We start from the raw sequence: 22559 nt of genomic DNA, 5'->3' as shown, positions 1-22559 counted from the left end.
CGTTTTCTTCAACTACTCAGATTTTTCCCTAAACGCTAGACTATTATTCATGAGTATTTCTGATGCAGAAAAGATGGAACGCAGTACTGACTCAGCGTCTTTAGCACGCGCCTTACAGCGTTCTGCGGAAATTGATAAAGCCATTGATGAAGATCCCACGCGATTTCGGGTACTAACTGGGGATCGCCCCACTGGGCACCTACACTTAGGGCACTATTTCGGGACGATTCGTAACCGGGTTCTCTTACAACAGCGTGGGGTGGAAACCTGGCAGCTGATTGCCGACTACCAGGTGATTACTGACCGCGATGGAGTGGGCCCGTTAAAGGAACGAGTTTTCTCTCTTTTAGCAGATTACATTGCGGCTGGTTTAGACCCGGAAAAAGCAGTTATTTTTAATCATTCGGCGGTGCCGGCATTAAACCAGTTGATGCTCCCGTTCCTTTCTTTGGTAACTGAAGCGGAACTGCACCGAAACCCCACCGTTAAATCTGAGTTAGAAGCAACTGATGGGCGGGCAATGTCTGGTTTGATGCTCACCTATCCGGTGCATCAAGCTGCTGATATTCTTTTTTGTCGCGCTAACGTGGTGCCGGTTGGCCAAGACCAGCTTCCTCACTTAGAACAAGCTCGTTTAATTGCGAACCGTTTCGATAAACGATACGGCCGGGTTGATCCTAAGCATCCTGTTTTTAAGCGTCCCGAAGCGCTGCTTTCTGAAGCGATGCTGGTGTTAGGGTTAGACGGGCAAAAAATGTCCAAGTCCCGCGGTAACACGATTGAACTGCGGATGAGCGCTGATGAAACTGCTGCTCGCATTAAGAAAGCTAAGACGGACGCGGATCGGGTAATTACTTTTGATCCGGTTAATCGCCCTGAAGTTTCTAACCTGCTTACTTTAGCTTCTTTAGCTAATGGTGAAGCTCCACAAGACATTGCTGAGCGGATCGGTGACGGTGGTGGCGGCGTTTTGAAAGCGGTTGTCACTGAAGCGATTAACGATATGTTAGCTCCGATTCGGGCGCGCCGCGCAGAGTTAGAAGCCAACCACGATTACTTAGTTTCCGTGCTGCGTCGCGGTAATGAGCGTGCTAACGAGGTAGCTGAAGAGACTTTGCAGGATGTTTTGGCAGCTATGCAGATGACTTACTATTAGGTTTTTCTTTCCGAGGGCGTTGCGTAGCGCCCTCGGGAAAATAAATCTGGGGCAGTTATCGTAAGTGATAACTGCCCCGTTTGGCTACTGCCAACGGATTTTAAGAATAACTTTTATTTGTCGAAAGTTTCTAGGTTTGTTTTGGTAAGTAAATCCCCGTAAAAAACTTCCCGTACCAGCCATTCGTTTGTCGCGGCAGAAAAGTTATCGCAAACAACTATTGCGATCTGTGGTTTACCTGCATTGTCATAAACTAAATCAGAATCTGGATTATAGGTAGCTACCTCAATCCGCACTTGGTCGCGGTAACGATAGCAGGCGTTAGCGCCTTCTTCATCGGTAATCTTAATGATATCGCCGGGTTTAACTATTCCTTCTAAAAGTTGATTTCCAATCCCCACCGTATCTGAATAGGTGTGTCCAGTTAGCACGGCTTTGCCCTGAGAAGCACCGATTTGTGGGCCCTGATTGTACCAGCCGATGGTGTGGGTTTGGGAAAGTGGTGGAGCTGCCGGAGCTGAACCAGTTTCGTCTAAGCCTAAAGACAGCATAGGTAGTTTTAACTCACCGCGGTCTACCTCAAAGCTCACCGGAGTGCCCAGTGGTTTTGGGGAAAGATTGCAACCGAGAGATTTTGCTCGTGCAGTAACAGAGTTAGGATCGTCTTTGGTTGGGTGCAAACGCGCATAAGCTGCTGGATCGAATGCTTCTGCCGGAGGAAATCGCAAAGAAATATTCTGCCGTTTTAGGAATAAAATGCTTCCACCCCAAACTAATGCAACTACCGTAGCAAGTATTCCTAGTATAAGTAGGATTTTTTTATTGGTGAGCGTAACTTTAGTTTCAGCTTCTACGGGGGGTTTATTTTCTTTCATGTAAACTTCCAACTTTTCTGATTTCTCAAGGGCCCTTACTTCTATGCTTATTCCATGTCTTAACTATCTCATTTTTTCTTAAAATCTCTCATTTTCCTTGCAAAAGTTTAAGCTAACGATAGACTTTAGGTGTAAAAGTCAAAATAATCTTGAGGAGAAATGTAATGTTTAACAAGTTAGTTCGTCAAGTATTAACTGGTGTGGCTGCAGTGGCTATTGGTCTTTCTCTTTCTGCCTGCGCGGGTAATACTCCTGGAATCGACCCAAGGCTCGAAGCTGGAGTTGAATATGCTTCTGCTAATGTTAAACTCGAAGATTTACCCGGTCGTGAAGAACTTTCTGACTTTAAAGTTCGTGCTGAAGCACCAAATACCCTGGTCTACGAATACTTTTATAAGGAGTCAGTTGATATTGAGGAAGCTAAAGCTCACCTTGAACGTTACGGGATTACTTCCCTCACTGATGTAGCTACCGATATTAAGAAGTCTTTTGAAAATGAAGGCATTGAAGATCCTAAAATTAAATACCGTTACCTGGACCATACCGGTAAGGTAGTTTGGGAACACACCTTCTAAGCTAAGATTTAGACCTACCTATCCACAGACTAAACTCTATTCACCTTTCTGTTGTTACCCACTATTTTGTAAACAACTTGATATTAAGGACTTAAAATGCGTGCATTTAAAAAACTCCCTCTTTTTGCGGTAGCGTTAGGTTTAACTGTTTCACTTTCCGCTTGTGGAGGTGCTTCCACCACTTCAAACGGAGATTCTCAAGAGGTTAAATCTCTCTCTGAAGCTAAGGGTGGAACTGCAAGCTCTGACTCTACCAAAGCTACTGATAAGGATTCATCTTCTGAAAGTAATAAGGAAGTTAAGGATCCTGCTACTGAGATTCACCCTTTCCTTCAGAAAATGGTTGACCAAATCAACTCCACAGATTTATCTTCCTTAGGGGCTGATGGAGATCATCTGATTAGCGTGCGCGGCAAGGCTGAAGCTCCAAGCACGCTGGTCTACGAATACGTCCTCAAAGACGTTCCAGATGCAAAACTATTTGCTGAGAGCTTAGATAAACTAGCGGCTCAACAACTTGAGGAAGCAAGTAAACTTGGGAAACAGGAAATGGAAAGAGCTGGGATTGTAGATCCAAAAGTAGCTTTCCGTTACCTAGATAAAGATGGCAACCTTATCTGGGAACGAACTTTCTAGTTAGAACATTATTCATAGCTTCTGCCCAGCTATCTTAGGAACTGAGGTTTCTAAGATAGCTGGGCAGAACTTTTGCCACGCATAGGGCTTCTGCGCTGGGTAGGGCTTCTGCACTGGGCAGAACTTTTGCCACGGGTAGGGCTTCTGCCACGCATAGGGCTTTCTGCTTCAGCCTTAAAAAGGGAAGTTCAAGCACCTAATACGCTATTTGAGAGCGTGTTTAGAAAACGATTCATCCAAAAACTTTCCGCCAAATTCGCATCTCAGCCCGAAAGTCACCTTCCGTTACTAATACGAAGATGGCACAGTTATTTGCGAAAATACCTTTTAGTTTGATTCTTAAATCCTAAAGCGGAACTTTCTGGTTAGTTTCCCCGGTACACTGGGAAAAGAGTTCCTAAATACTTTATGAACCCAGGCTTTTTGCGTTCACTTTACCGCGGTTTCATAAAGTCTCAGTTTTACCAAAGGAGTATTATGGCTACTAAGCGTCGGGTCACGATCCGGAAAACTGTTCCTAAAAATTTAGTTCCCGCCCAAGCACAGATTACTCGGATTCCCGCAATCGAAATTTTCCCGGTTATCGAGGGCGGTTTGTGGGCGGCAAAAGCCACTGAGAATGAAGCTTTCCCGATCCGAGCCACAGTTTTTCGTGAAGGACATGATGCTTTAGCTGCAGAAGCTGTCTTAGTTGATCCTCACGGAGTGGAACATCAAAGAGTCCGTATGCATGACACAGCCCCCGGTTTGGACCGTTACGAAGCCTGGGTTCTGCCCACTTACCCGGGAAATTGGAGTTTCCATATCGACACCTGGGCTGATCCTTTTGCCACTTGGGCGCACGACGCTTCTGTAAAAATCGCTGCCGAAACTGACGTAGAGCTCATGTTGGAAGAAGGCGCCCGCCTGTTTTCACGAGCCTTAAAAGAACTTGCCTTAGATTCCACCGCAAAAGAAGTTATTTCTGAAGCCATCACCTATTTGCGTGACCAAACTGCCACCGCGCAAAGACGCTTATCTGGCGGATTATCAACAAAGGTTCGTCGTATTTTCAAAGCATTCCCGCTGCGGGACTTATGCCAATCAACTCGTTCATATCCGTTGCAAGTCGATCGTAAACTTGCCCTCTTCGGGTCTTGGTATGAAATCTTCCCTCGCTCTTACGGAGCATTCCAAGATAATGCTGGAAATTGGATCTCAGGTACGTTAGCTGAAGCAGCTAAAGAACTTCCCCGTATTGCTGGCATGGGTTTTGATGTCATTTACCTAACCCCAATCCACCCGATTGGCACTACGCACCGAAAAGGAAAAAATAATACGCTAACTGCAGGCCCAAATGACCCTGGCTCCCCTTATGGAATCGGTTCCCACTCAGGTGGCCATGACGCTATTCACCCTGATTTAGGAACTTTTGCTGACTTCGATAACTTTGTCAAAGAAGCAAAAGCGCAGGGAATGGAAGTTGCCTTAGACCTGGCATTGCAGTGTTCTCCCGATCACCCCTGGGTTAGTGAACACCCTGAGTGGTTCACCACCCGAGCTGATGGCACTATCGCCTATGCTGAGAATCCTCCGAAAAAATACCAGGATATTTATCCGCTTAACTTCGATAATGATCCAGAGGGAATCTACCTGGCGATCCGCAACGTCGTCTACACTTGGATTAAACACGGAGTGACTTTATTTAGAGTAGATAATCCGCATACTAAACCACTGAATTTCTGGCAGCGTTTACTTACCGAAGTTCGTTCCACTCACCCGGAAGTAATTTTCTTAGCGGAGGCCTTCACCAAGCCAGCTATGATGCGTACTTTAGGGGCAATCGGATTCCATCAGTCCTACACCTATTTCACCTGGCGCACCACTAAGGAACAGTTAGAAGAGTATTTCCAAGAAGTCTCGCAGGAAACTTCCCACCTGATGCGCCCCGCATTCTGGCCAACCACTCACGATATTCTTACTCCGCAGATGACCGCCGGAGGAACCGCTATGTTTGCTTTACGGGCTGTCTTAGCAGCCACTGCGGTTCCTACCTGGGGGATCTATTCGGGATATGAGTTTGTTGAAAAAGAACCTCGTCCCGGTTATGAAGAGCAAAATAATAACGAAAAGTATGAGTACCGCCCTCGGAATTGGAAGAAAGTTGGTGACTATGGAATCGCTAACCTTCTCACTTTGCTGAATCAAGCGCGTAAGGAACATCCCGCACTGCAGCAACTGCATAACCTAACTATTCACCCCACTTCAGATGATCGCCTCATCTGTTTCTCTAAGCACGTACCTGCTAAACACTCGCCCACCGGTGTGGCAGACACGGTGATTGTAGTGGTCAATCTAGATCCTCAAAATACGGTGCAAGGAGAAGTCTACTTAGACTTCGGTAAACTTGGCGAAACTGGTCAGCATACTTCCTCTGGGCCACTTTTGACGGTAGTAGACCAGTTAGACGGTAGAGAATACCAGTGGGGAGAACGTAATTTCGTGGAACTTTGCCCACAAATTCGCACTGCTCACGTGCTGGCTGTCTCGCGCGACCAGTAAGAATGACAGAAGTTAGTTTCAGCTGGCGTACTTTACTGCCCTGGATCCAAAAGCAGCGTTGGTGTCCCAAAAATGCGAGTCTAGATTTAGTCCACGCGCAAAAGCTAGGAGCAGATGGAATCTGGCTGCTGTTTTTAAGCGCCGGCACTGCGATATTACCTGTTCCAGTGCTGGCGCAAGATAGCTCAGCTCCGGCGGTAGACGCCTCTACCCCGGAAATGGGAAGCCCTCTCTCGGTAGTAGAAGCCTCTGCCCCGGAAATAGGAAACCCTCTCCCGGTAGTAGAAGCCTCTGCCCACCCGCTTTTTGCTAAGGCTCTCTTAACTCTTTCTGGACTAACTGCCCCTGAAGATTTAACGGTAAAGCCCCTAGGAGCAGAACAATCTAACACTTCTTTAGTGCTCTATAGTAAAGAGTTCTCTAAACCGCTGCTATTAAAGTTCATTCGAGTATTATTTCCCGGTGAACATCCGGAAGTAAAAGTTGGGGCTGCCCTAAGCAAATCAGGTAGCCAGGTGATACCACGCTTTTATGGAAGCGCAGTAGTGGAAATTGCTGGAGTTTCTTATACGCTAAGCGTTCTAAGTGAGTTCCTCAGCGAAGCAAAAGATGCTTGGAAGCTCTTTACAGAAGATACTGCTGCTTCCTGCTTAGCAGCATCTTTAGGGGCAGCAACTTTGCAACTCCACGTTGATTTAGCAGCTGCGTTTACACAGACCACTCCCCTTTTCCTAACCCACCTTATTGATCGAATCCAAGCTGAATATCAATATACGCAAGCTAAACTACCCCAAGATTCAGAATTTCTGACAACCCTGGCTGCGCCTTTAGCAAAGCTATGCGAAAAACTCTTTACTTCAAAAGAGGCTTCTTTATCCTCTGCAATAGATTCTTCCGCGCAACTGGAATTCGCTTCCGCGCAGCTGAAAAGCCCTTCCGCGCAGTCGATAACTGCCCCGAAAGAACCTATTGCAAACCCCATTTCACTTCTGCCCACTCAGCTAATCCACGGAGATTTCCACTTAGGCCAAGTACTCCACACCCCTGCAAACGATAAATTCCCCTGGAAATTTGTGGATTTCGAGGGCGAACCACTCCGCCCGTTAGAGTCCAGACATAAGGCCGATCTGGCTTTAAGAGATTGCGCCGGAATGCTCCGTTCTTTTTCTTATGCTGCTGCCGTTAAATATGGTTTAAGCTCAAAAGCTCGAAAGTGGGAAGAAACTACCAGAGAGGCTTTTCTAGCTGGATATTTTCCCCACGGTATCTCTGACTTCGAAAAACAGCTACTAACCGTTTTAGAGTTTGAAAAAGCCTGCTATGAATACCGGTATGAAACGGCTTTTCGTCCTAACTGGCAGTGGATTCCGCAGCAATCTTTGAAACGCTTTGGAGAAATCTCTTAAGCGCTTCATCGAAGATTACCCAACTACGCCCAAAAAAGGCTAAAATTTCAACACAAAGTATTTTTTAATACCTAACTATTCAGGGAAGAATCTGGACATGACATACAACGAAGTAACCGTCGACCCGCAAGTGCTTGAAGCTGTTGCGAAAGCCACCTACCACGATCCGCATTCTGTTCTGGGAGCCCACCTTTCAGACAATGCTGTCACCATTCGAACTGTGCGACACCTTGCTGATGCCGTCCAAATCGTTACTAAGAATGGGGTTTACCCAGCTACCCATGAGCAGGCAGGTATTTGGAAAGCTGTTCTCCCCCTCATCGAAATCCCCGATTACCGGATCCGCGTTACCTACGGTGACCAGACAGCTGATGTAGACGACCCATATCGTTTCATTCCCACCCTCGGAGAGGTAGACACCTATCTGATTCAAGAAGGGCGCCACGAATCCCTCTGGAGAGTTTTAGGTGCTCGCGTCCGCCATTACCAAGGGGAACTGGGTGAAGTTTCTGGAGTTTCTTTCGCAGTTTGGGCGCCGAACGCAAAAGCAGTCAGAGTAGTCGGTGACTTCAACTACTGGGATGGTAGCTCTGCAGCTATGCGTTCTTTAGGTGCTTCTGGTGTTTGGGAACTTTTCATTCCTGAAGTCCAGGTAGGGGCCCGCTACAAGTTTGAAATCTGTGGCCCCGATGGAAACTGGTTCCAAAAAGCTGACCCCATGGCGCGCGCCACCGAAATTCCGCCAGCTACTGCTTCAGTAGTAACCGCGCAATTCCACCAGTGGGAAGATACAGAGTGGATGCAATCCCGCGCCCAAAAAGACCCACACAATACGCCCATGTCAATCTACGAATTGCACGTAGGATCTTGGAAACAAGGACTCGGATACCGGCAACTTGCCGACGATCTGATCCCCTACCTACAGTACATGGGCTTCACACACGTTGAATTCATGCCAGTAGCAGAGCACCCCTTCGGCGGTTCTTGGGGATACCAGGTGACTTCTTACTACGCGCCTTCATCTCGTTTTGGAACCCCTGACGATTTACGTTACCTAATCGATCGCCTCCACCAAGCAGGCATCGGGGTAATCATGGACTGGGTACCGGCACACTTCCCTAAAGATGCTTGGGCACTTGCCAAATTTGATGGAACTGCACTGTATGAAGATCCTGACCCGCTGCGCGGAGAACATCCCGACTGGGGCACCTTAGTATTTAACTTTGGTCGGCGCGAAGTACGCAACTTCCTAGTTGCGAATGCCCTCTACTGGTTAGAAGAATTCCATATCGACGGACTCCGCGTTGATGCCGTAGCTTCTATGCTTTACCTAGACTACTCCAGAAAAGATGGACAGTGGCGGGCAAATCAATACGGTGGACGCGAACACCTTGACGCCATTGATTTCCTCCAAGAAGCCAATGCCACAGCTTACCGGGTACACCCGGGAATCATTATGATTGCTGAAGAATCTACCGCCTGGCCGGGAGTCACCGCCCCCACTTCACAAGGTGGTTTAGGATTCGGAATGAAGTGGAATATGGGTTGGATGAATGATACGCTCCGCTATCTGCAAGAAGATCCCGTAAATCGTTCTTGGCATCACGGGGAATTAACTTTCAGCCTAGTCTACGCTTTCTCTGAAAACTACGTGCTCCCGCTCTCTCACGATGAAGTTGTTCACGGTAAAGGCTCTTTGCTCAATAAAATGCCGGGAGATAAATGGCGTCGCCTGGCGGGACTGCGTTCGCTCTTAGCCTACCAGTGGTCTCACCCAGGTAAGCAATTACTTTTCATGGGACAGGAGTTCGCCCAAGAAGCCGAGTGGAATGAAGCTGATTCACTCCACTGGTGGCATTTAGATGACAACGCTCACCGAGGCGTGTTTGAACTGGTTGCCCGCCTAAACCACCTCTACACCTCTAACCCGGCTTTCTGGGATGACAACTACACCGGTTACGAGTGGATCGATGGTTCTGATTCAGAGCACAATCTAATTTCCTATATTCGTAAAAACAATCAGGTAACAGACACCAGTGAATCTAATGTGATTGTCTGCGTCGCTAACTTTGCCGGTAACCCTCATGAAGGCTATCGCGTTGGACTACCTTTTGGAGGAAACTGGGAAGAAGTACTCAACACCGATGCGGAAGAATTCGGTGGTTCCGGAGTTGTCAATATCGGGCAATTACAGGCAGAAGAAATTGCCTGGAATGGGCGCTCTCATTCAGTTGAACTGAGAGTCCCTCCACTGGGGGCAGTCTGGTTAAGACCCGTCAAATAATCAATAATCATAAAAGTGGTGGGGAGTTATCAAATAGATAACTCCCCACCACTACAATATGTCTCTATTAAACTTCGCAGAAAAATAGCAGCCGTAAGTTTTAGAATAAAACCGTAGCTAAACGCCCTCGGGCAGCCCGCACTAACGGGTCACTATTGCCTAAAAGCGTGAACATTTCCAAAATACGTACCCGCGCAGATTCGGCAACCTCAGGAGCAGAATACTTATTTTCTGCAATCAAAGAAAGTAACTTCTCAAACGCGGCTTCTACTTCACCGGAAGCAAAGAGGGAATCAACTTCAGCCAAAGGCCCCGTATTCGCATCGTCTTTTAAACGTGAAACCAGGTTAAGACGCGCTAACGCTTCTTTCGCCACCTGATCTTTAGGCTGCTTCTTTAAAACTAACTCCCACTCTTGTAAAGCCAGTTCCAAATTTCCAGCGTCTTCAGCAGCCCGCGCCGGAGCATAAAGAGGATTTTGCGCTTCAGCTTCCTCCGCGCTCATATCAACCATCCGCCCGGTTAAACCAGATTGGTTAGCGATATTTAATACTTCATTAAAGACTGCCACCACATTCTCACGCGGCTGCAGCCCAGCAAACAACGGTAGTGGACGGCCATTTAAAATCGCAGTAACTGCCGGCACATTCTGCACCTGCAAGGCCTGGGCTATCTGTGGGTGAGCAGCAATATCTAGCTTCGCTAAAACAACTTTTCCAGCCAGCTCTTCCACTAAGGAAACTAAAATAGGCTCTAGCTCCACACAGGGAGCAACTCCCACTTGGTAGATATACACCAGCACTGGAAGTTTATCCGAAATAGCCACTAAATCAGTAAGATCAGCAGCACCAATTTCTCTAATAATCGGCCCGTGAAGCTCTACTCCCGCACCTGCATTATTTTCCCCGCCATTCGCGTGCGCAGCTGAGGTTGTATTTGCAGTATTAAAACCTTCTAAAGAAACTGCTCCTCGCGTATCAGCGGGCATTTGCGTATTGTCAGTCATTAGTTACCTCAGCGTTTCACTTCCCGAAGCACACGTTCAGCAGCAATCACCTTTATTGGCTCTTTCGAACCAACTACGGGAAGAACCATGGCAACTGCAACCGTATAGTAAGCTGTTACAGGCTCATTAAGCTTCACTTCATCATCGTCGCCTTCTAATAACGCCGCGTGTACTCCCTGTACTTTCAAAGCGCCTTTTTCTGCGGTGCGCGTATAAATCTGGTCTTGATTGAACCAGCCAAAGACCAGTGCAGAACCATCTGCCAGCTTAACGGCAGTAATCCTATCCTCTACTAAAACATTGCGATAGGTTACTGTACCAACTTTAACTACCTGCTCGTTTAGACTTTGCTTTTCATCTAAATAGAACTTAGTGAAATCGTCCAGCGCATAGCGTTGCGGGTCTAGTTCCGCATTATTCAAACGCGAACCCCAAGTTTGCATTGCTTTCAAAGGTGTTTCAACGTACTCAGCAGAATCGACTTTAACAATCGGAGATCCTTCTGAAACCTTAATCGTCTGCAGTTTAGAAGATGGGAAAAGGCGTGCCCAGCTTTCTAACATATAAGGTGAACGTGCATCTGCCTGAGTAATCAGCAATACAGAAGGCAGTTCCCCCTCTACAATCTCAGTTCCCAGAACAATCGCCCGCGGCCATTCTTCTGACTTAGTGACAGTCACCGTGGACTGATCCATAAATAAAGTTGGAACTTTAGCATCCGTTTTCTGAGCCAACGTGTAGTAACCGCGTCGCATAGTTAAAGCAGGATCCTTAACCCGTTCAACTAAAAGATCCGCATTCTTTGCTTCATCAGCTTTAGTTAGTACCTTAGTCAGTTCATTTAAAACTGAACGTACCTGATCTGCGTCCAGATTAGGAATTTCCTCTTCTGCTGGCGGAAGAACCTTATCAACGCGGGGAGCCTCGTCCGCACAACCAGCCAGTAGACCGGCAGCTGCAGTTAAGGTGAATAATCCCAGGAACTGTCTTCTCTTCATGTTTACTCCGCTTCTAACTCTGCTTCAGCAACCTCATTTACCTTTTTAACCACGGGGATTAAACCGGTTTGGAAGGCTCTTCCATCAACTTCGATAATTGCTTCACCGCGTAGACGCGCTTCTTTAATTGCCTGCCGAGAAGGGAACCGGATTGACCGTTTGCCAACCACAGTTTCCAAAATATCTGCCTGCCTTACCTTCGCAACAGGTTCTTCTGGCTTCTGTACTTCAACAACAGTAGATTCTTTAGGTTCTTCAGGTACTGTAACTTCAGCCGCTGCATCAGTTTTCAGCTCAGGTTCTGGTTCAAGCTCAGGTTCTGCTACTAAGTCAGCTTCACTCTCTGCTTCTACAACAGTTAGTTCAGGTTCTACAGTAGGACCTGATTGCGTAAATGGTTCCGGTTCAGTAAATGGTTCAGACTCCGCTGCAAGCTCTTCTTCCGTAACTTCAGAAGCAGTATCCTCATCAGTATTGCCATCAGTCTCAGTGGAATCTGCAAGATCCTCACTTGCAAGGGAGGCGCCGCTGCCAGTAATCTCCCCAGCCAGGCTACCTTGAAGAATCTCTGGAACAATCTTTTCAGAGCCTATTTTATTTTGGCGGAATAACCACAGTAGAGTTAGCCCAGCTAAAGTCAGCACTAAACCTAAAATTAAAGCAGTAACTCGCCAAATCAATGAAGCGGGCATAGTCCAAGCCAGCTGAAGCTTCGGAGCAGCTTCTTTACCATCAACAGTGGCAAGAATTGCCATTCCCTTAGTTGCCGGCTTAGGCGTGTACTCTACTTTGCCTTCACCCTGAATAACCTCAAGCCACATATCGCTTTTAACCGGATCAGGCTGTTCAGTTTCAGAAACTTTACCGGTAAATTTCTCAGCGTGTAAACGCTCCCAAGACTGCAGTCCGGAAACTTCCGTATATGGAGATTCATCTAACCATGCGTGAATATCTTTACTACGACCAACCACCAGAGTAATCATCTGATCTGGCTTAGCGGTTGCCGTAATCGTCATCGGCTCGCCTCCGCTAAGTTCAAAAACGCCCTCGCGAGTCATAATATAGGGTGTGGTTGGGGTATCCATGGTGGCATTGATCTGGCTCTGTGGGCGCGCAAAAGTCAAAGTCGCAATGCTAACTAAGCTGACCAGCAACCCCAGACAAATCAAAATCACCGAGGGTAGTAAGTTACGAGAAAGTAAGCTTTTCAAGGTAGAGACTCCTAAAAATACTAATATTCAAGTCTAGCCTATGCGTAAATTCGTTTCCGTGCCAGGTTAAGACATAAATTAACAGTAATCTCACAGAAAGACTGCGGACATTTCAAAACATCCGCAGTCTTTCAAAACAGTTGTGTGCACAGCAAAACGCAGAAGTAAAACCATTAGCTAAAACCAGCTAAAACTTTACTAATAGCTCTGGTTTCGCCCCAGATCTCTTTCCCAACAGTCTGTATGCCAGTGCCTCCGACTCTCCACTCCCAGATCAGTCCCAAAAGCCCCCTCAATCCGCCAGGCCACCACATGCGACGTTCCCGGTCGAATCGGCGCTGGGCAAGCAGGACACACATAAGTTTTCGTTCCAGTACTAACATACTGAACATGAAAAGTCTCACCGCGCCGCTGCACCGCCCGTGGCATCGACGCTAAACGCCCCATCTCAAGAGGGCGATGAGGACTACTGTAACGTCGTTTTGAAGATCTACGCACGATATATCTATAGTTAAACGTTCCTAAACGATTTCCAGTCCGCGGCGATAAACCCGCTCAACTTGGAAATCATCAGAGATAACCAGCACATCTGCATGAGAATTAGCCCGTAAGTTACCAATTCGTTCGTCCCCGATAATCTTAGCTCCCTGCTCAGTAGACATGTAAACTGCATCTACTAAAGACACCAAACCACCAGTTACTAATAGGCGAATCTGATCGATTAATCTAGAGGTCCCTCCGGCAATAGATTCTCCCCCAGTCAAGCGAGCTACCCCATCTTTCACCGTCACGCCCTGAGGGCCCAACTGGTAACTACCATCCGGCATACCGGCAGCAGCCATCGCGTCAGTAACAAAGACTAGAGCATCCCGACCGATAGTTTCATAAACTGAACGGATAATCTTAGGATCTAAGTGAACTCCATCAGCAATAACTTCTAAAATAGCCCCGTCTCTGGCAGCATCCGAAATAAACTCAGGCACTGGCCCGGGATCGCGGTGGTGAATCGGACGCATTCCATTGAATAAGTGAGTTACCGTAGCTTTAGGAGAACGAGGCGCAGTCTGCGCTAATTTTTCACGTGAATATTCTAAAGCAGCCCGCACATGGTCAGGACCAGCGTCAGTGTGTCCCCAAGAAGGCAAAGCACCGCCCTCGATCAGAACTTCAGCAACCGAACCCACCCCGTAAGCCAAATCTTTCTCAGGAGCAACTGTCATCGTAGTACAGTAACCCTTACAAATTTCAAGTAGCTCTTCAGTAAGTTTTGGATCCGGATCAATAATATAAGTAGGGTCTTGTGCCCCGCATCGAGCGTGCGAAACAAATGGCCCCTCAAAGTGAATACCTGCTAACTCCCCTTTTTCACACAGGTCAGTAAGCACTTCAGCGCGGGCTTTAAGAACCTCCGGAGCAGCCGTCACCGCCGAGGCAACTAGGCTCGTAGTCCCCTGCTTCCGATGCGCCAAAACCGCAGTCATAGCCTGCTCAGCAGTTTCCGCATTTGGGAAAGACTCCCCACCTCCCCCGTGGCAGTGAACATCAACCAGTCCAGGCAGGATAAAACCAGAAACCGATTCTGCAGAAGCCAGTTCACTATCTGTAAGAATCTCAGTGGCAACCCCACTTTTTAGAATCCGATCAGTAAATACCAACGCGCCATCTGCAATAACTTCTGTATCCGTTACTAAACGGCCTCGTAAAATTTTTTTAGTCTCCATAGCTTCCATTTTCCTCTTTTATATACTCTCTGTCACGTGACTTTTGGGTAGTTAAAATGATTCTCAATCCATTCCAAGAGGGTCAGAAAAGACGAAACTCAGCGTCATCCATTCCACGCATAGCATCGTAATCTAAAACTAAACAGCTAATCCCTCTATCCTCAGCTAAAGTACGCGCTTGTTTAGAAATTTCCTGCGCCGCAAAAATTCCCCGCAATCCGTCAAGCAGCGGGTCACGCCCCAATAGTTCCAAATAACGGGTAAGCTGCTCTACCCCATCAATTCCCCCGCGACGCTTCACTTCAATCGCGACCGGTTTGCCATCTTGATCTCTAACTAACAAATCCACCGGCCCAATGGCGGTAGGATACTCACGGCGGATCAATGTCCAACTGGCCCCTAAAACAGAAGTTACCTGTTCAGCTAAAAGCTCTTGAAGGTGAGACTCAACACCGTCTTTAATCAGCCCCGGATCAATCCCGAGTTCTTCGTTATGTTCTAGATAAATTTCGCTTAGGCGGATAACTAAACAATCATTCGTTTTCTTTGCTTGCACCGTCCAAATTTGGCTGATTCCTTCAGCACTTTCTTCTGCGGAAGGCTCACTAATTTGCAAGTTACAAGGCGCGCTCATCCAGTTAAGCGGTTTATAAGATCCCCCATCTGAATGCACTAAAACAGAGCCGTCACCCTTTAACATCAGCACCCGCTTGGCTTCGGGAAGATGAGCATCTAAACGACCAGAATAATCTACTGAACACTTCGCAATCACAATACGCACGTATTCCACCTTAACACGTTACTAACCAGGGTTTAAGTTCCCCCTAAAGATAAAAGAAAACTCGGGATATATCCCGAGTTTTCTTTCTTAATATAAGGTAATCGTTAGAACAGTTTACGCGGCTGAGGTGCTTCTGATTCCACCCAAGAAACCAGACCGTTATACCACTGGGTTGCCATAGTGCAATAGATTTTCTGTCCGTTAGCTTCAATCACAATCTCCACATAAGGAGAGTTCCCGAAGTTCTGCGGAACCGAAATAACCATTCCCCGCCTTGGTAAGCGAATCTGAGGAGTGGGACGAAACCCAACCAGACGAAACCACTGCAGCTCATCTTCTTTAAAACGCGCCATCCCAGAAGTCCAAGTGTCGGTTTGTTTATCCCGAATCCAGCACTCAAATGTCCCCACAATGTTCCCAATGTGACGGATCCGCAATACCAGATAGAGCCCCACAACGGCAACAACTAAAACCAAGAAAAGCAGGACGCTAAACACGGTGATCATAAAATCCATGCTTAATCCCTCCTCTTTCCTCTTCAGCTCAGTTATTTCTTACCGCGCCAGCTTCAGCAACAACCGTGACGTAGTCAGAATCGACTGAAACGAAACCACCGGTTACATCGAATTCTAAACGACCTTCAGCCACCGAGTCTACGCGAATAATACCTTCACGGAGGACAGCAATAATAGGCTCACGTTTGGGCAGCACCCCAAAGTCGCCCTCCACTGATGGCAACATCAGGTGAGTGGCTTCACCACTCCAAAGGATTTCCTTACGGGTTACTATCTCAACTTTAAGTAACTGTTCTGCAGTCATCTTTAAGCCTTCTGCAATGCGTGGTACGCACGTTCAAGGTCCTCAATACCACCAATATTGAAGAACGCCTGTTCTGGAATATGGTCGTATTCGCCCTCGGTAATGCGCTTGAAAGCTTCAATAGTTTCTTCCAACGGAACTGTAGAACCTGCTACCCCGGTGAACTTTTCAGCCATGTAGGTGTTTTGAGACAAGAACTGTTCAATCCGGCGAGCACGGGAAACAGTAATCTTATCTTCTTCAGAAAGCTCGTCCACACCCAAAATAGCGATAATATCTTGCAGTTCCTTATTCTTTTGCAGAATGGACTTAACTCTAGTTGCCACCGCGTAATGCTCTTCCCCTACGTAGGTTGGGTCCAAGATACGGGAAGTGGATGCCAGCGGATCTACCGCTGGATACAGACCACGGGAAGCAATTTCACGGGAAAGTTCCGTAGTTGCATCCAAGTGGGCGAAGGTAGTTGCCGGGGCCGGGTCAGTGTAGTCATCCGCAGGAACGTAAATTGCCTGCAAAGAAGTAATGGAGTGTCCCCCCGCAGAAGTGATTCGTTCCTGGAGCTGTCCCATTTCATCTGCCAAGTTCGGCTGGTAACCCACTGCAGATGGCATACGTCCCAGCAGCGTGGAAACTTCAGAACCTGCCTGCGTGAAACGGAAGATGTTGTCGATGAACAAAAGCACGTCTTGGTTTTGCACATCGCGGAAATATTCCGCCATAGTCAGGCCGGTAAGGGCAATACGCAGACGGGTGCCTGGTGGTTCATCCATCTGACCAAAGACCAGAGCAGTCTTATCGAAAACTCCTGCCTCTTCCATTTCAACAATCAGGTCGTTCCCCTCACGGGTACGTTCCCCAACACCGGCGAATACGGACACACCACCGTGGTCTTGGGCCACACGCTGGATCATTTCCTGAATCAAAACGGTCTTACCAACACCAGCACCACCGAATAGACCAATCTTTCCACCCAGTACATACGGGGTAAGCAGGTCGATTACTTTAATGCCAGTTTCGAACATCTTAGTCTTTGACTCAAGCTGGTCGAAGTTAGGTGGCTGACGGTGGATTGGCCAACGCTCGTTAATTTCCAGTTTTTCGCCGTCTTTAAGGTTCAGACATTCACCGGTTACGTTGAATACGTGCCCCTTAGTTACGTCACCTACTGGAACTGAGATGGGCGCACCAGTGTCACGTACTTTTGCTCCCCGGACCAAACCGTCGGTAGGCTTCAACGCAATTGCGCGGATGAGGTTATCACCAAGGAACTGTGCCACTTCCAAAGTCATGGTAGTGGTAACTGCACCTTCACCTAAACCAGTTAGATCAACTTGTAAAGCGTTGTACATTGCTGGCATTTGGTCTGGCGGGAACTCGATGTCCACCACCGGACCGATTACGCGGGCAATCCGGCCCACGCCGGGAGTAGTTTGCGTGTTTTCGCTCATTTTCAATCCTTGTTCCCTGCCTCAGCCATTTGCCAAAGCGTCGGCACCCGATACAATCTCGCTAATTTCTTGCGTGATTTCTGCTTGGCGGGCCGAGTTCGCCAAGCGAGTGTAGTTAGTAATCAAATCTTCCGCATTTTCGGTTGCGGTGTGCATTGCCTGCTGACGTGAAGCTAATTCGGAAGCAGCTGCTTGGAGCAGCGCATTGCGAATTCGATTCTCGACATAAAGAGGCAATAGGGCGTCCAGAACAGTTCCCTCGTTTGGTTCAAACTCATATTCAGGAAATAGTTCTGCTTCGTCGTCGGTTTCTTCAGTATCCGCACTATCTACCACGGTCAGTGGGAGCATTTGCCGTACCTCTGGAACTTGGGAAACCATATTCTTAAATCGTGTGAAGACGATGTAGACTTCACCAACTGCTTTCTGCGGGTCTTCTTCTAAGAAAAGCTCCAGCAAACTAGCAGCGATTTCTATAATGGTATCTTCAGTTGGGGCGTCCGATTCCCCTTCCCAGGCGCGATAGATCTCGCGGTTACGGAAACGGAAATGAGAAGCTCCGCGACGTCCGGCGGTAAATAACACTGGTTCTTTACCTGCGTCAGTTAAGCGGTTCATCAAGCGTTCTGTTTCACGCAAGATAGTTGAGGAATAGGCTCCGGCCATACCGCGGTCTGAAGTCACCGTCAGAACTGCTACTCGGTTCGTGTCAGTGCGTTCACTGGTGAGCGGATGTTCCAAGTCACCGTGAAGCGCCACTGCAGCCACCGCTTGGGTAAGCGCCTTTTCATATGGCGCCCCTGAAGTAGCTTTGTCACGTGCTTTACCGATACGTGAAGCTGCGATCAGCTCCATCGCGCGGAAAACTTTTTTCAGAGTTTGCGTGGAGCGGATCCGCTGTTTGTAGATTCGCTGTTTACCGCCCATTATCAGGCCTTCTTACCGCGAACGATCTGTTCTTTAGTAAGTTCAGCTGCTACTTCACGAGACTCGTCTGACTTAACATATCCTTCAGACTTTAAGAAAGAGTTGAGGTAGGTAGTAATGCCGGTGCGCATTGCCTCTTCAGTTTCTTTCTCTAAGTTTCCGGTAGCTTCAATAGTTGCCAGCACATCGGTGTTAGAAGCCAGGTAATCCAATAGTCCCCGTTCAAAACGAGCTACGTCATTAACTTCCAGATCATCTAGGTAACCGTTGGTACCAGCCCAGATGGAAACAACCTGTTCCGCTACTGAATATGGATTCGCCTGGGACTGCTTTAACAGTGCCATCAGGCGTTCACCACGGGTTAGCTGTTTCTTAGTTGCTTCATCAAGGTCAGAGGCAAACATGGCGAAAGCAGCCATGGCGCGGTACTGTGCCAAAGTAATCTTTAGAGTACCCGATACCTTCTTCATTGCCTTTACCTGGGCTGCCCCACCCACGCGGGATACGGAAATACCCACGTCAACAGCGGGCCGCTGGTTTGCGTTGAAGAGGTCGGACTGTAGGAAGATCTGACCGTCAGTAATCGAAATTACGTTAGTCGGAATGTAGGCGGAAACGTCATTTGCCTTAGTTTCAATAATCGGCAGGCCGGTCATTGACCCGCCGCCGAGTTCATCGGAAAGTTTCGCGCAGCGTTCAAGCAAGCGGGAGTGTAGGTAGAATACGTCACCAGGGTAGGCTTCACGGCCCGGTGGGCGACGCAGAAGCAGCGAAACAGCGCGGTATGCTTCAGCCTGCTTGGAAAGATCGTCAAAGACAATCAGAACGTGCTTGCCGTTATACATCCAGTGCTGCCCAATTGCGGAGCCGGTGTAAGGTGCCAGGAACTTGTATCCAGCTGGGTCGGAAGCTGGGGAGGCAACGATGGTGGTGTATTCCATTGCGCCGGCTGCTTCCAAAGCGCCTTTTACGGAAGCGATTGTGGAGCCCTTTTGGCCGATGGCAACGTAGATGCAGCGCACTTGCTTGCTGGGGTCGCCGGAGAGCCAGTTTTCACGCTGGTTCATAATGGCATCGAGGGCGATCTGGGTCTTACCGGTTTGACGGTCACCGATAATCAGCTGACGCTGACCACGCCCGATGGGAATCATCGAGTCGATAGCTTTTAGACCAGTTTGGAGTGGTTCGTGCACGGATTTACGTGCCATAACGCCGGGGGCTTGGAGTTCCAGGGCGCGGACGCCTTCAAGATCTTTGATCTCCCCTAAACCATCGATGGGGTTACCCAGTGGGTCTACGACGCGCCCGAGGTAGCCGTCACCTACTGGCACTGAAAGAACATCGCCGGTGCGGCGTACTTCTTGGCCTTCTTCAATATTGGTGAAGTCGCCAAGGATAATCACACCGATGTCTCGGATGTCAAGGTTTGAGGCCAGCCCTAAAGTGCCATCTTCAAAGCGTAGAAGTTCGTTCGCCATTACGCCCGGAAGACCTTCGACGTGTGCGATACCGTCGGCTGCCTGGGTGACGTGACCAATTTCTTCCGCTGCAGTGTCGGACGGCGTGTATGATTCTACGAAGCTGTCCAGCGCTGCCCGGATTTCTTCGGGCCGGATAGAAAGTTCAGCCATTGAGCTTTTCCTTACCGTTTCTTTTTACTGTATGGATACGTTTTATTAGGCAAGCGCACGCTTTGCCTGCTCCAAGTTGGAACTTACTGTAGCGTTAATCGCTTGGTTACCGACGAGGATATGAATCCCACCTAGAATCTCAGGGTCGATTACTTCATGAAGAAGGACCTTTTGATTCAGGCGTTTTTCTAGATTAGCCACCAGTCGTTGGCGTTGCTGCTCTTGTAAAGGTTGAGCGACAGTTACCACTGCTGGGACTTGATTACGGCGTTGTGAAGCCATTTCACTTAGGTGACGTAGACGGGACAGTAGACGTCCGTGAATGGACAGTCTTACGGCGCGCCTTACTAAGCGGGAAGAGTATTGGTTGAGGTGGTCTGCAAAGAAACGAGCTGCAAAATGTGCTCTCTCATGCGGGCCACCTACCCCAAGATCTGACAGACCGATACGTAGGTCACGTTGCTCCGCTAAGAAGGTATTTACTCTAAAGAGTTGTTCTTCTACTTCAGCTAATTTAGCTTCTTTTTCTGCCGCGGTGAAGACTGCTTCAGTTCCCAATGTCTCGAGTGCTTCGACTAGGTCCATGGGGTGTGACCAGGTACCGCTAGCCAGTTCTTCGACAATCGGGAGGGTTTGTGCAGCAACTTTTGAATCAAGCAGAGAGCGAGTGAGGTTTCGCTTATCTGCGCTACTTCTTCCCGGATCAGTCAACGCATTTCTTACGGCAGCTGTATCCCGAGTAAGGTCAGATAGTCCGAAGAGGTTTTCAGCCACGGTCATCATATCTGCATCAGTTCCCAACATTTGCTGGTTAAGAACTGCCGTAGCGGCTTTTAGAGTTTTCTCACTCGCTGCACGCATCATGACTCCTGTACTGGGACTACTTCAAGGTCGTCAAGGAAACGATCTACCACCCGAGCGGTTAGCTGGGTATCTTTAAGATGTTCGCCAACGATCTTTTCTGCTAGTTCCGTTGCTAATAAACCGATTTCAGATTTTAGTGAGATTTCAGCTGCTTGACGTTCAGCTAAAATCTGACGTCGCGCATTTTCTAAAATGCGGGCAGCGTCAGCTTCAGCGTCGCGGCGGGCTTTAGCAACGATCTTCTTACCGTCCTCGGTAGCAGAAGAACGAATCTTACCTGCTTCAGCATGAGCAGCCTGCAGGGCTTCTTCTGCCCGGCGCTTTGCTAATGCCTCTGAATCTTTCGCTCGGTCAGCAGCTGCTAATCCTTCAGCAATCTGTTTTTCGCGTTCGTCGAGAATGGCAGTGAACTTTGGAAGTGCATAACGGTAGAGAACCCCTCCGATAAGAAGGAGCACTAGTGCCTGCCAAACTATGTCGTAAAGCGGGGGGAATAAAACCGGATAAGACGCTTTACCTGCTTGTTCTGCAATTAGCGGAAAGTACATGTTAGCTAAAGAGTAGACCAGCGACGAATCCAACTAGACCCAGTGCTTCAATAAAGCCCGCACCGATTAGCATATTCTTAGTAAGAGTTGGAGCTACTTCTGGCTGACGTGCAGTTGCTTCCTGAGTCTTAGCAACCAAAAGGCCAATCCCAATGCCGGGGCCGAGGGTTGCAAGGCCGTAACCAATTACTGCGATAGAACCAGTCATGTTCTTCTTCCTTTACTGTCAAGCTTCAGATTTTCTGAAGTAGGTGTGGAGTTTCTGCTTTGCGCAGAAGATTTCTCTATCAGTGGGATTCGATAGAAAGCTTAATATAAACGGCTGAGAGAATCGCGAAAATGTAGGCTTGTAGTGCTGCTACGAAAATCTCAAAAAGGGTGAAAACTATTCCGGCGGAAAAAGTGACTACGCCTACTAGTTTCAATGCTCCAGCAGCTTCAAAGAAAAGGTAATTCGTTCCAAAGAAACTCAGGGCAAGAATCAGGTGTCCGGCAATCATGTTAGCAAGCAGACGGACGGTTAAGGTTATCGGGCGAATAATAAAGATTGATAGCAGTTCAATAGGCGTGAGCAAGACGTAAAGCCAAGCGGGAACCCCGCTGGGGAAAAGCTGGGACTTGAAATAGCCGAAGAAACCAAACTTTTTAATGCCGGCCACAATGAAGGTGACGTAGCTGAAAATCGCAAAAACTAAAGGTACTGCGATAACAGAAGAAGCCGCGATATTCAGTCCCGGGATTACGCCGGTAATGTTCATGAAGAATACGCCCAGGAAAATAATGGTTAAAACAGGCGCATAGCGACGCCCTTCTTTATCTCCCAATGTATCGATCGCGATATTATCCCGCACAAATAGAATCATCGATTCTAAGATAATCTGTCCTTTGGAAGGGATTAGCTTTGCGCGGCTGGCACCGATACTGAAAAGTAAAATGAGCATCGTAGCGGCAATTAAACGTACTAAAACCAGACGGTTCATTTCAAATATGGTGCCCTCAAAGGCAAAAGGTGCTGGGAAGAAGTCATCCATACCTGGAATCATCGGCAAAATGCCAAGACCGGCTACTTTTGCCAACACCGTTGAAACTGTTGCGGTGAACAGAATACACCCCCTGGGTTTGGTTTTAATTA

The 22559-nt window shown here is 48.0% G+C and carries 21 protein-coding genes; 6 read left to right on the top strand and 15 right to left on the bottom strand.

Annotated features, from left to right (window positions below; genetic code table 11):
• Positions 1–49 precede the first annotated feature (49 nt).
• On the top strand, positions 50–1156 hold the full coding sequence (gene trpS / locus NXS08_RS01230; protein ID WP_259136312.1) for a tryptophan--tRNA ligase: 1107 nt from the start codon (positions 50–52) through the stop codon (positions 1154–1156).
• A 113-nt stretch (positions 1157–1269) separates the two neighbouring features.
• Here trpS and NXS08_RS01225 read toward each other — a convergent pair whose 3' ends face one another.
• Positions 1270–2031, bottom strand: a complete 762-nt coding sequence (locus NXS08_RS01225; protein WP_259136311.1) for a class F sortase — start codon at positions 2029–2031, stop codon at positions 1270–1272.
• Positions 2032–2195: 164 nt separating this feature from the next.
• Here NXS08_RS01225 and NXS08_RS01220 point away from each other — a divergent pair, with 164 nt between their 5' ends.
• The 5 genes from NXS08_RS01220 (at position 2196) to glgB (ending at position 9473) form a co-directional block, all read left to right on the top strand.
• Positions 2196–2606: a DUF4854 domain-containing protein gene (locus NXS08_RS01220; protein WP_259136308.1), complete on the top strand. Its 411-nt coding sequence runs from the start codon at positions 2196–2198 to the stop codon at positions 2604–2606.
• Positions 2607–2702: 96 nt separating this feature from the next.
• Positions 2703–3242 (top strand): DUF4854 domain-containing protein, encoded by a 540-nt coding sequence (locus tag NXS08_RS01215; protein WP_259136307.1) that lies wholly within the window; start codon positions 2703–2705, stop codon positions 3240–3242.
• Positions 3243–3719: 477 nt separating this feature from the next.
• Entirely contained in the window at positions 3720–5783 is a 2064-nt protein-coding gene (locus NXS08_RS01210; RefSeq protein WP_259136306.1) for an alpha-1,4-glucan--maltose-1-phosphate maltosyltransferase, read from the top strand.
• A 2-nt stretch (positions 5784–5785) separates the two neighbouring features.
• On the top strand, positions 5786–7189 hold the full coding sequence (locus tag NXS08_RS01205) for a hypothetical protein (protein ID WP_259136305.1): 1404 nt from the start codon (positions 5786–5788) through the stop codon (positions 7187–7189).
• Between the two features lie 97 nt (positions 7190–7286).
• Positions 7287–9473, top strand: coding sequence for a 1,4-alpha-glucan branching protein GlgB (gene glgB / locus NXS08_RS01200; protein ID WP_259136303.1), 2187 nt, complete (start codon positions 7287–7289; stop codon positions 9471–9473).
• Positions 9474–9573: 100 nt separating this feature from the next.
• On the opposite strand, the gene NXS08_RS01195 is transcribed toward glgB, so the two are convergent.
• From NXS08_RS01195 to atpB, 14 genes are all read right to left on the bottom strand, one after another.
• Positions 9574–10479: a tetratricopeptide repeat protein gene (locus NXS08_RS01195; protein ID WP_259136302.1), complete on the bottom strand. Its 906-nt coding sequence runs from the start codon at positions 10477–10479 to the stop codon at positions 9574–9576.
• 8 nt (positions 10480–10487) lie between these two features.
• On the bottom strand, positions 10488–11477 hold the full coding sequence (locus tag NXS08_RS01190; RefSeq protein WP_259136301.1) for a hypothetical protein: 990 nt from the start codon (positions 11475–11477) through the stop codon (positions 10488–10490).
• Positions 11478–11479: 2 nt separating this feature from the next.
• Positions 11480–12688, bottom strand: coding sequence for a hypothetical protein (locus NXS08_RS01185; RefSeq protein WP_259136300.1), 1209 nt, complete (start codon positions 12686–12688; stop codon positions 11480–11482).
• A 521-nt stretch (positions 12689–13209) separates the two neighbouring features.
• Positions 13210–14409 carry an N-acetylglucosamine-6-phosphate deacetylase gene (locus tag NXS08_RS01175; RefSeq protein WP_259136299.1) on the bottom strand — a complete coding sequence of 400 codons (1200 nt, stop codon included), beginning with the start codon at positions 14407–14409 and terminating at the stop codon, positions 13210–13212.
• Between the two features lie 82 nt (positions 14410–14491).
• A complete protein-coding gene (nucS, locus tag NXS08_RS01170) occupies positions 14492–15190 on the bottom strand; it encodes an endonuclease NucS (protein WP_259137334.1) in 699 nt (232 codons plus the stop codon).
• A gap of 104 nt (positions 15191–15294) precedes the next feature.
• The gene (locus NXS08_RS01165) at positions 15295–15705 is read right to left on the bottom strand and encodes a DUF2550 domain-containing protein (protein ID WP_259136298.1); all 411 of its coding nucleotides are present in this window, start codon (positions 15703–15705) and stop codon (positions 15295–15297) included.
• A 28-nt stretch (positions 15706–15733) separates the two neighbouring features.
• Positions 15734–16009, bottom strand: coding sequence for a F0F1 ATP synthase subunit epsilon (locus NXS08_RS01160; RefSeq protein WP_259136297.1), 276 nt, complete (start codon positions 16007–16009; stop codon positions 15734–15736).
• 2 nt (positions 16010–16011) lie between these two features.
• On the bottom strand, positions 16012–17457 hold the full coding sequence (gene atpD, locus NXS08_RS01155) for a F0F1 ATP synthase subunit beta (RefSeq protein WP_259136296.1): 1446 nt from the start codon (positions 17455–17457) through the stop codon (positions 16012–16014).
• Between the two features lie 21 nt (positions 17458–17478).
• Positions 17479–18384, bottom strand: a complete 906-nt coding sequence (locus NXS08_RS01150) for a F0F1 ATP synthase subunit gamma (RefSeq protein WP_259136295.1) — start codon at positions 18382–18384, stop codon at positions 17479–17481.
• Between the two features lie 2 nt (positions 18385–18386).
• Entirely contained in the window at positions 18387–20015 is a 1629-nt protein-coding gene (gene atpA / locus NXS08_RS01145) for a F0F1 ATP synthase subunit alpha (protein ID WP_259136294.1), read from the bottom strand.
• A gap of 45 nt (positions 20016–20060) precedes the next feature.
• Entirely contained in the window at positions 20061–20876 is an 816-nt protein-coding gene (locus NXS08_RS01140; RefSeq protein WP_259136292.1) for a F0F1 ATP synthase subunit delta, read from the bottom strand.
• On the bottom strand, positions 20876–21427 hold the full coding sequence (locus NXS08_RS01135; protein WP_259136291.1) for a F0F1 ATP synthase subunit B: 552 nt from the start codon (positions 21425–21427) through the stop codon (positions 20876–20878). The genes NXS08_RS01140 and NXS08_RS01135 overlap by 1 nt, the downstream gene beginning before the upstream one ends.
• Before the next feature lies 1 nt (position 21428).
• Complete coding sequence (gene atpE, locus NXS08_RS01130) at positions 21429–21635, bottom strand: ATP synthase F0 subunit C (RefSeq protein ID WP_259136289.1); 207 nt, start codon at positions 21633–21635, stop codon at positions 21429–21431.
• Positions 21636–21714: 79 nt separating this feature from the next.
• Entirely contained in the window at positions 21715–22470 is a 756-nt protein-coding gene (gene atpB, locus NXS08_RS01125) for a F0F1 ATP synthase subunit A (protein WP_259137331.1), read from the bottom strand.
• Positions 22471–22559: the final 89 nt, after the last annotated feature.

The organism is Gleimia sp. 6138-11-ORH1 (genome assembly GCF_024814355.1).
In the GTDB taxonomy this organism is placed as follows: domain Bacteria; phylum Actinomycetota; class Actinomycetes; order Actinomycetales; family Actinomycetaceae; genus Gleimia.
The sequence above is the reverse complement of the archived record's forward strand: the minus strand, read 5'-3'. Positions and strand labels throughout refer to the sequence as shown.

Bases quoted from the DNA above. Each gene is read 5' to 3' on its own strand.
- trpS (WP_259136312.1), top strand. From the start codon at position 50: ATGAGTATTTCTGATGCAGAAAAGATGGAACGCAGTACTGACTCAGCG.
- NXS08_RS01225 (WP_259136311.1), bottom strand. From the start codon at position 2,031: ATGAAAGAAAATAAACCCCCCGTAGAAGCTGAAACTAAAGTTACGCTC.
- NXS08_RS01220 (WP_259136308.1), top strand. From the start codon at position 2,196: ATGTTTAACAAGTTAGTTCGTCAAGTATTAACTGGTGTGGCTGCAGTG.
- NXS08_RS01215 (WP_259136307.1), top strand. From the start codon at position 2,703: ATGCGTGCATTTAAAAAACTCCCTCTTTTTGCGGTAGCGTTAGGTTTA.
- NXS08_RS01210 (WP_259136306.1), top strand. From the start codon at position 3,720: ATGGCTACTAAGCGTCGGGTCACGATCCGGAAAACTGTTCCTAAAAAT.
- NXS08_RS01205 (WP_259136305.1), top strand. From the start codon at position 5,786: ATGACAGAAGTTAGTTTCAGCTGGCGTACTTTACTGCCCTGGATCCAA.
- glgB (WP_259136303.1), top strand. From the start codon at position 7,287: ATGACATACAACGAAGTAACCGTCGACCCGCAAGTGCTTGAAGCTGTT.
- NXS08_RS01195 (WP_259136302.1), bottom strand. From the start codon at position 10,479: ATGACTGACAATACGCAAATGCCCGCTGATACGCGAGGAGCAGTTTCT.
- NXS08_RS01190 (WP_259136301.1), bottom strand. From the start codon at position 11,477: ATGAAGAGAAGACAGTTCCTGGGATTATTCACCTTAACTGCAGCTGCC.
- NXS08_RS01175 (WP_259136299.1), bottom strand. From the start codon at position 14,409: ATGGAGACTAAAAAAATTTTACGAGGCCGTTTAGTAACGGATACAGAA.
- NXS08_RS01165 (WP_259136298.1), bottom strand. From the start codon at position 15,705: ATGGATTTTATGATCACCGTGTTTAGCGTCCTGCTTTTCTTGGTTTTA.
- NXS08_RS01160 (WP_259136297.1), bottom strand. From the start codon at position 16,009: ATGACTGCAGAACAGTTACTTAAAGTTGAGATAGTAACCCGTAAGGAA.
- atpD (WP_259136296.1), bottom strand. From the start codon at position 17,457: ATGAGCGAAAACACGCAAACTACTCCCGGCGTGGGCCGGATTGCCCGC.
- NXS08_RS01150 (WP_259136295.1), bottom strand. From the start codon at position 18,384: ATGGGCGGTAAACAGCGAATCTACAAACAGCGGATCCGCTCCACGCAA.
- atpA (WP_259136294.1), bottom strand. From the start codon at position 20,015: ATGGCTGAACTTTCTATCCGGCCCGAAGAAATCCGGGCAGCGCTGGAC.
- NXS08_RS01140 (WP_259136292.1), bottom strand. From the start codon at position 20,876: ATGCGTGCAGCGAGTGAGAAAACTCTAAAAGCCGCTACGGCAGTTCTT.
- NXS08_RS01135 (WP_259136291.1), bottom strand. From the start codon at position 21,427: ATGTACTTTCCGCTAATTGCAGAACAAGCAGGTAAAGCGTCTTATCCG.
- atpE (WP_259136289.1), bottom strand. From the start codon at position 21,635: ATGACTGGTTCTATCGCAGTAATTGGTTACGGCCTTGCAACCCTCGGC.
- atpB (WP_259137331.1), bottom strand. From the start codon at position 22,470: ATGATTCCAGGTATGGATGACTTCTTCCCAGCACCTTTTGCCTTTGAG.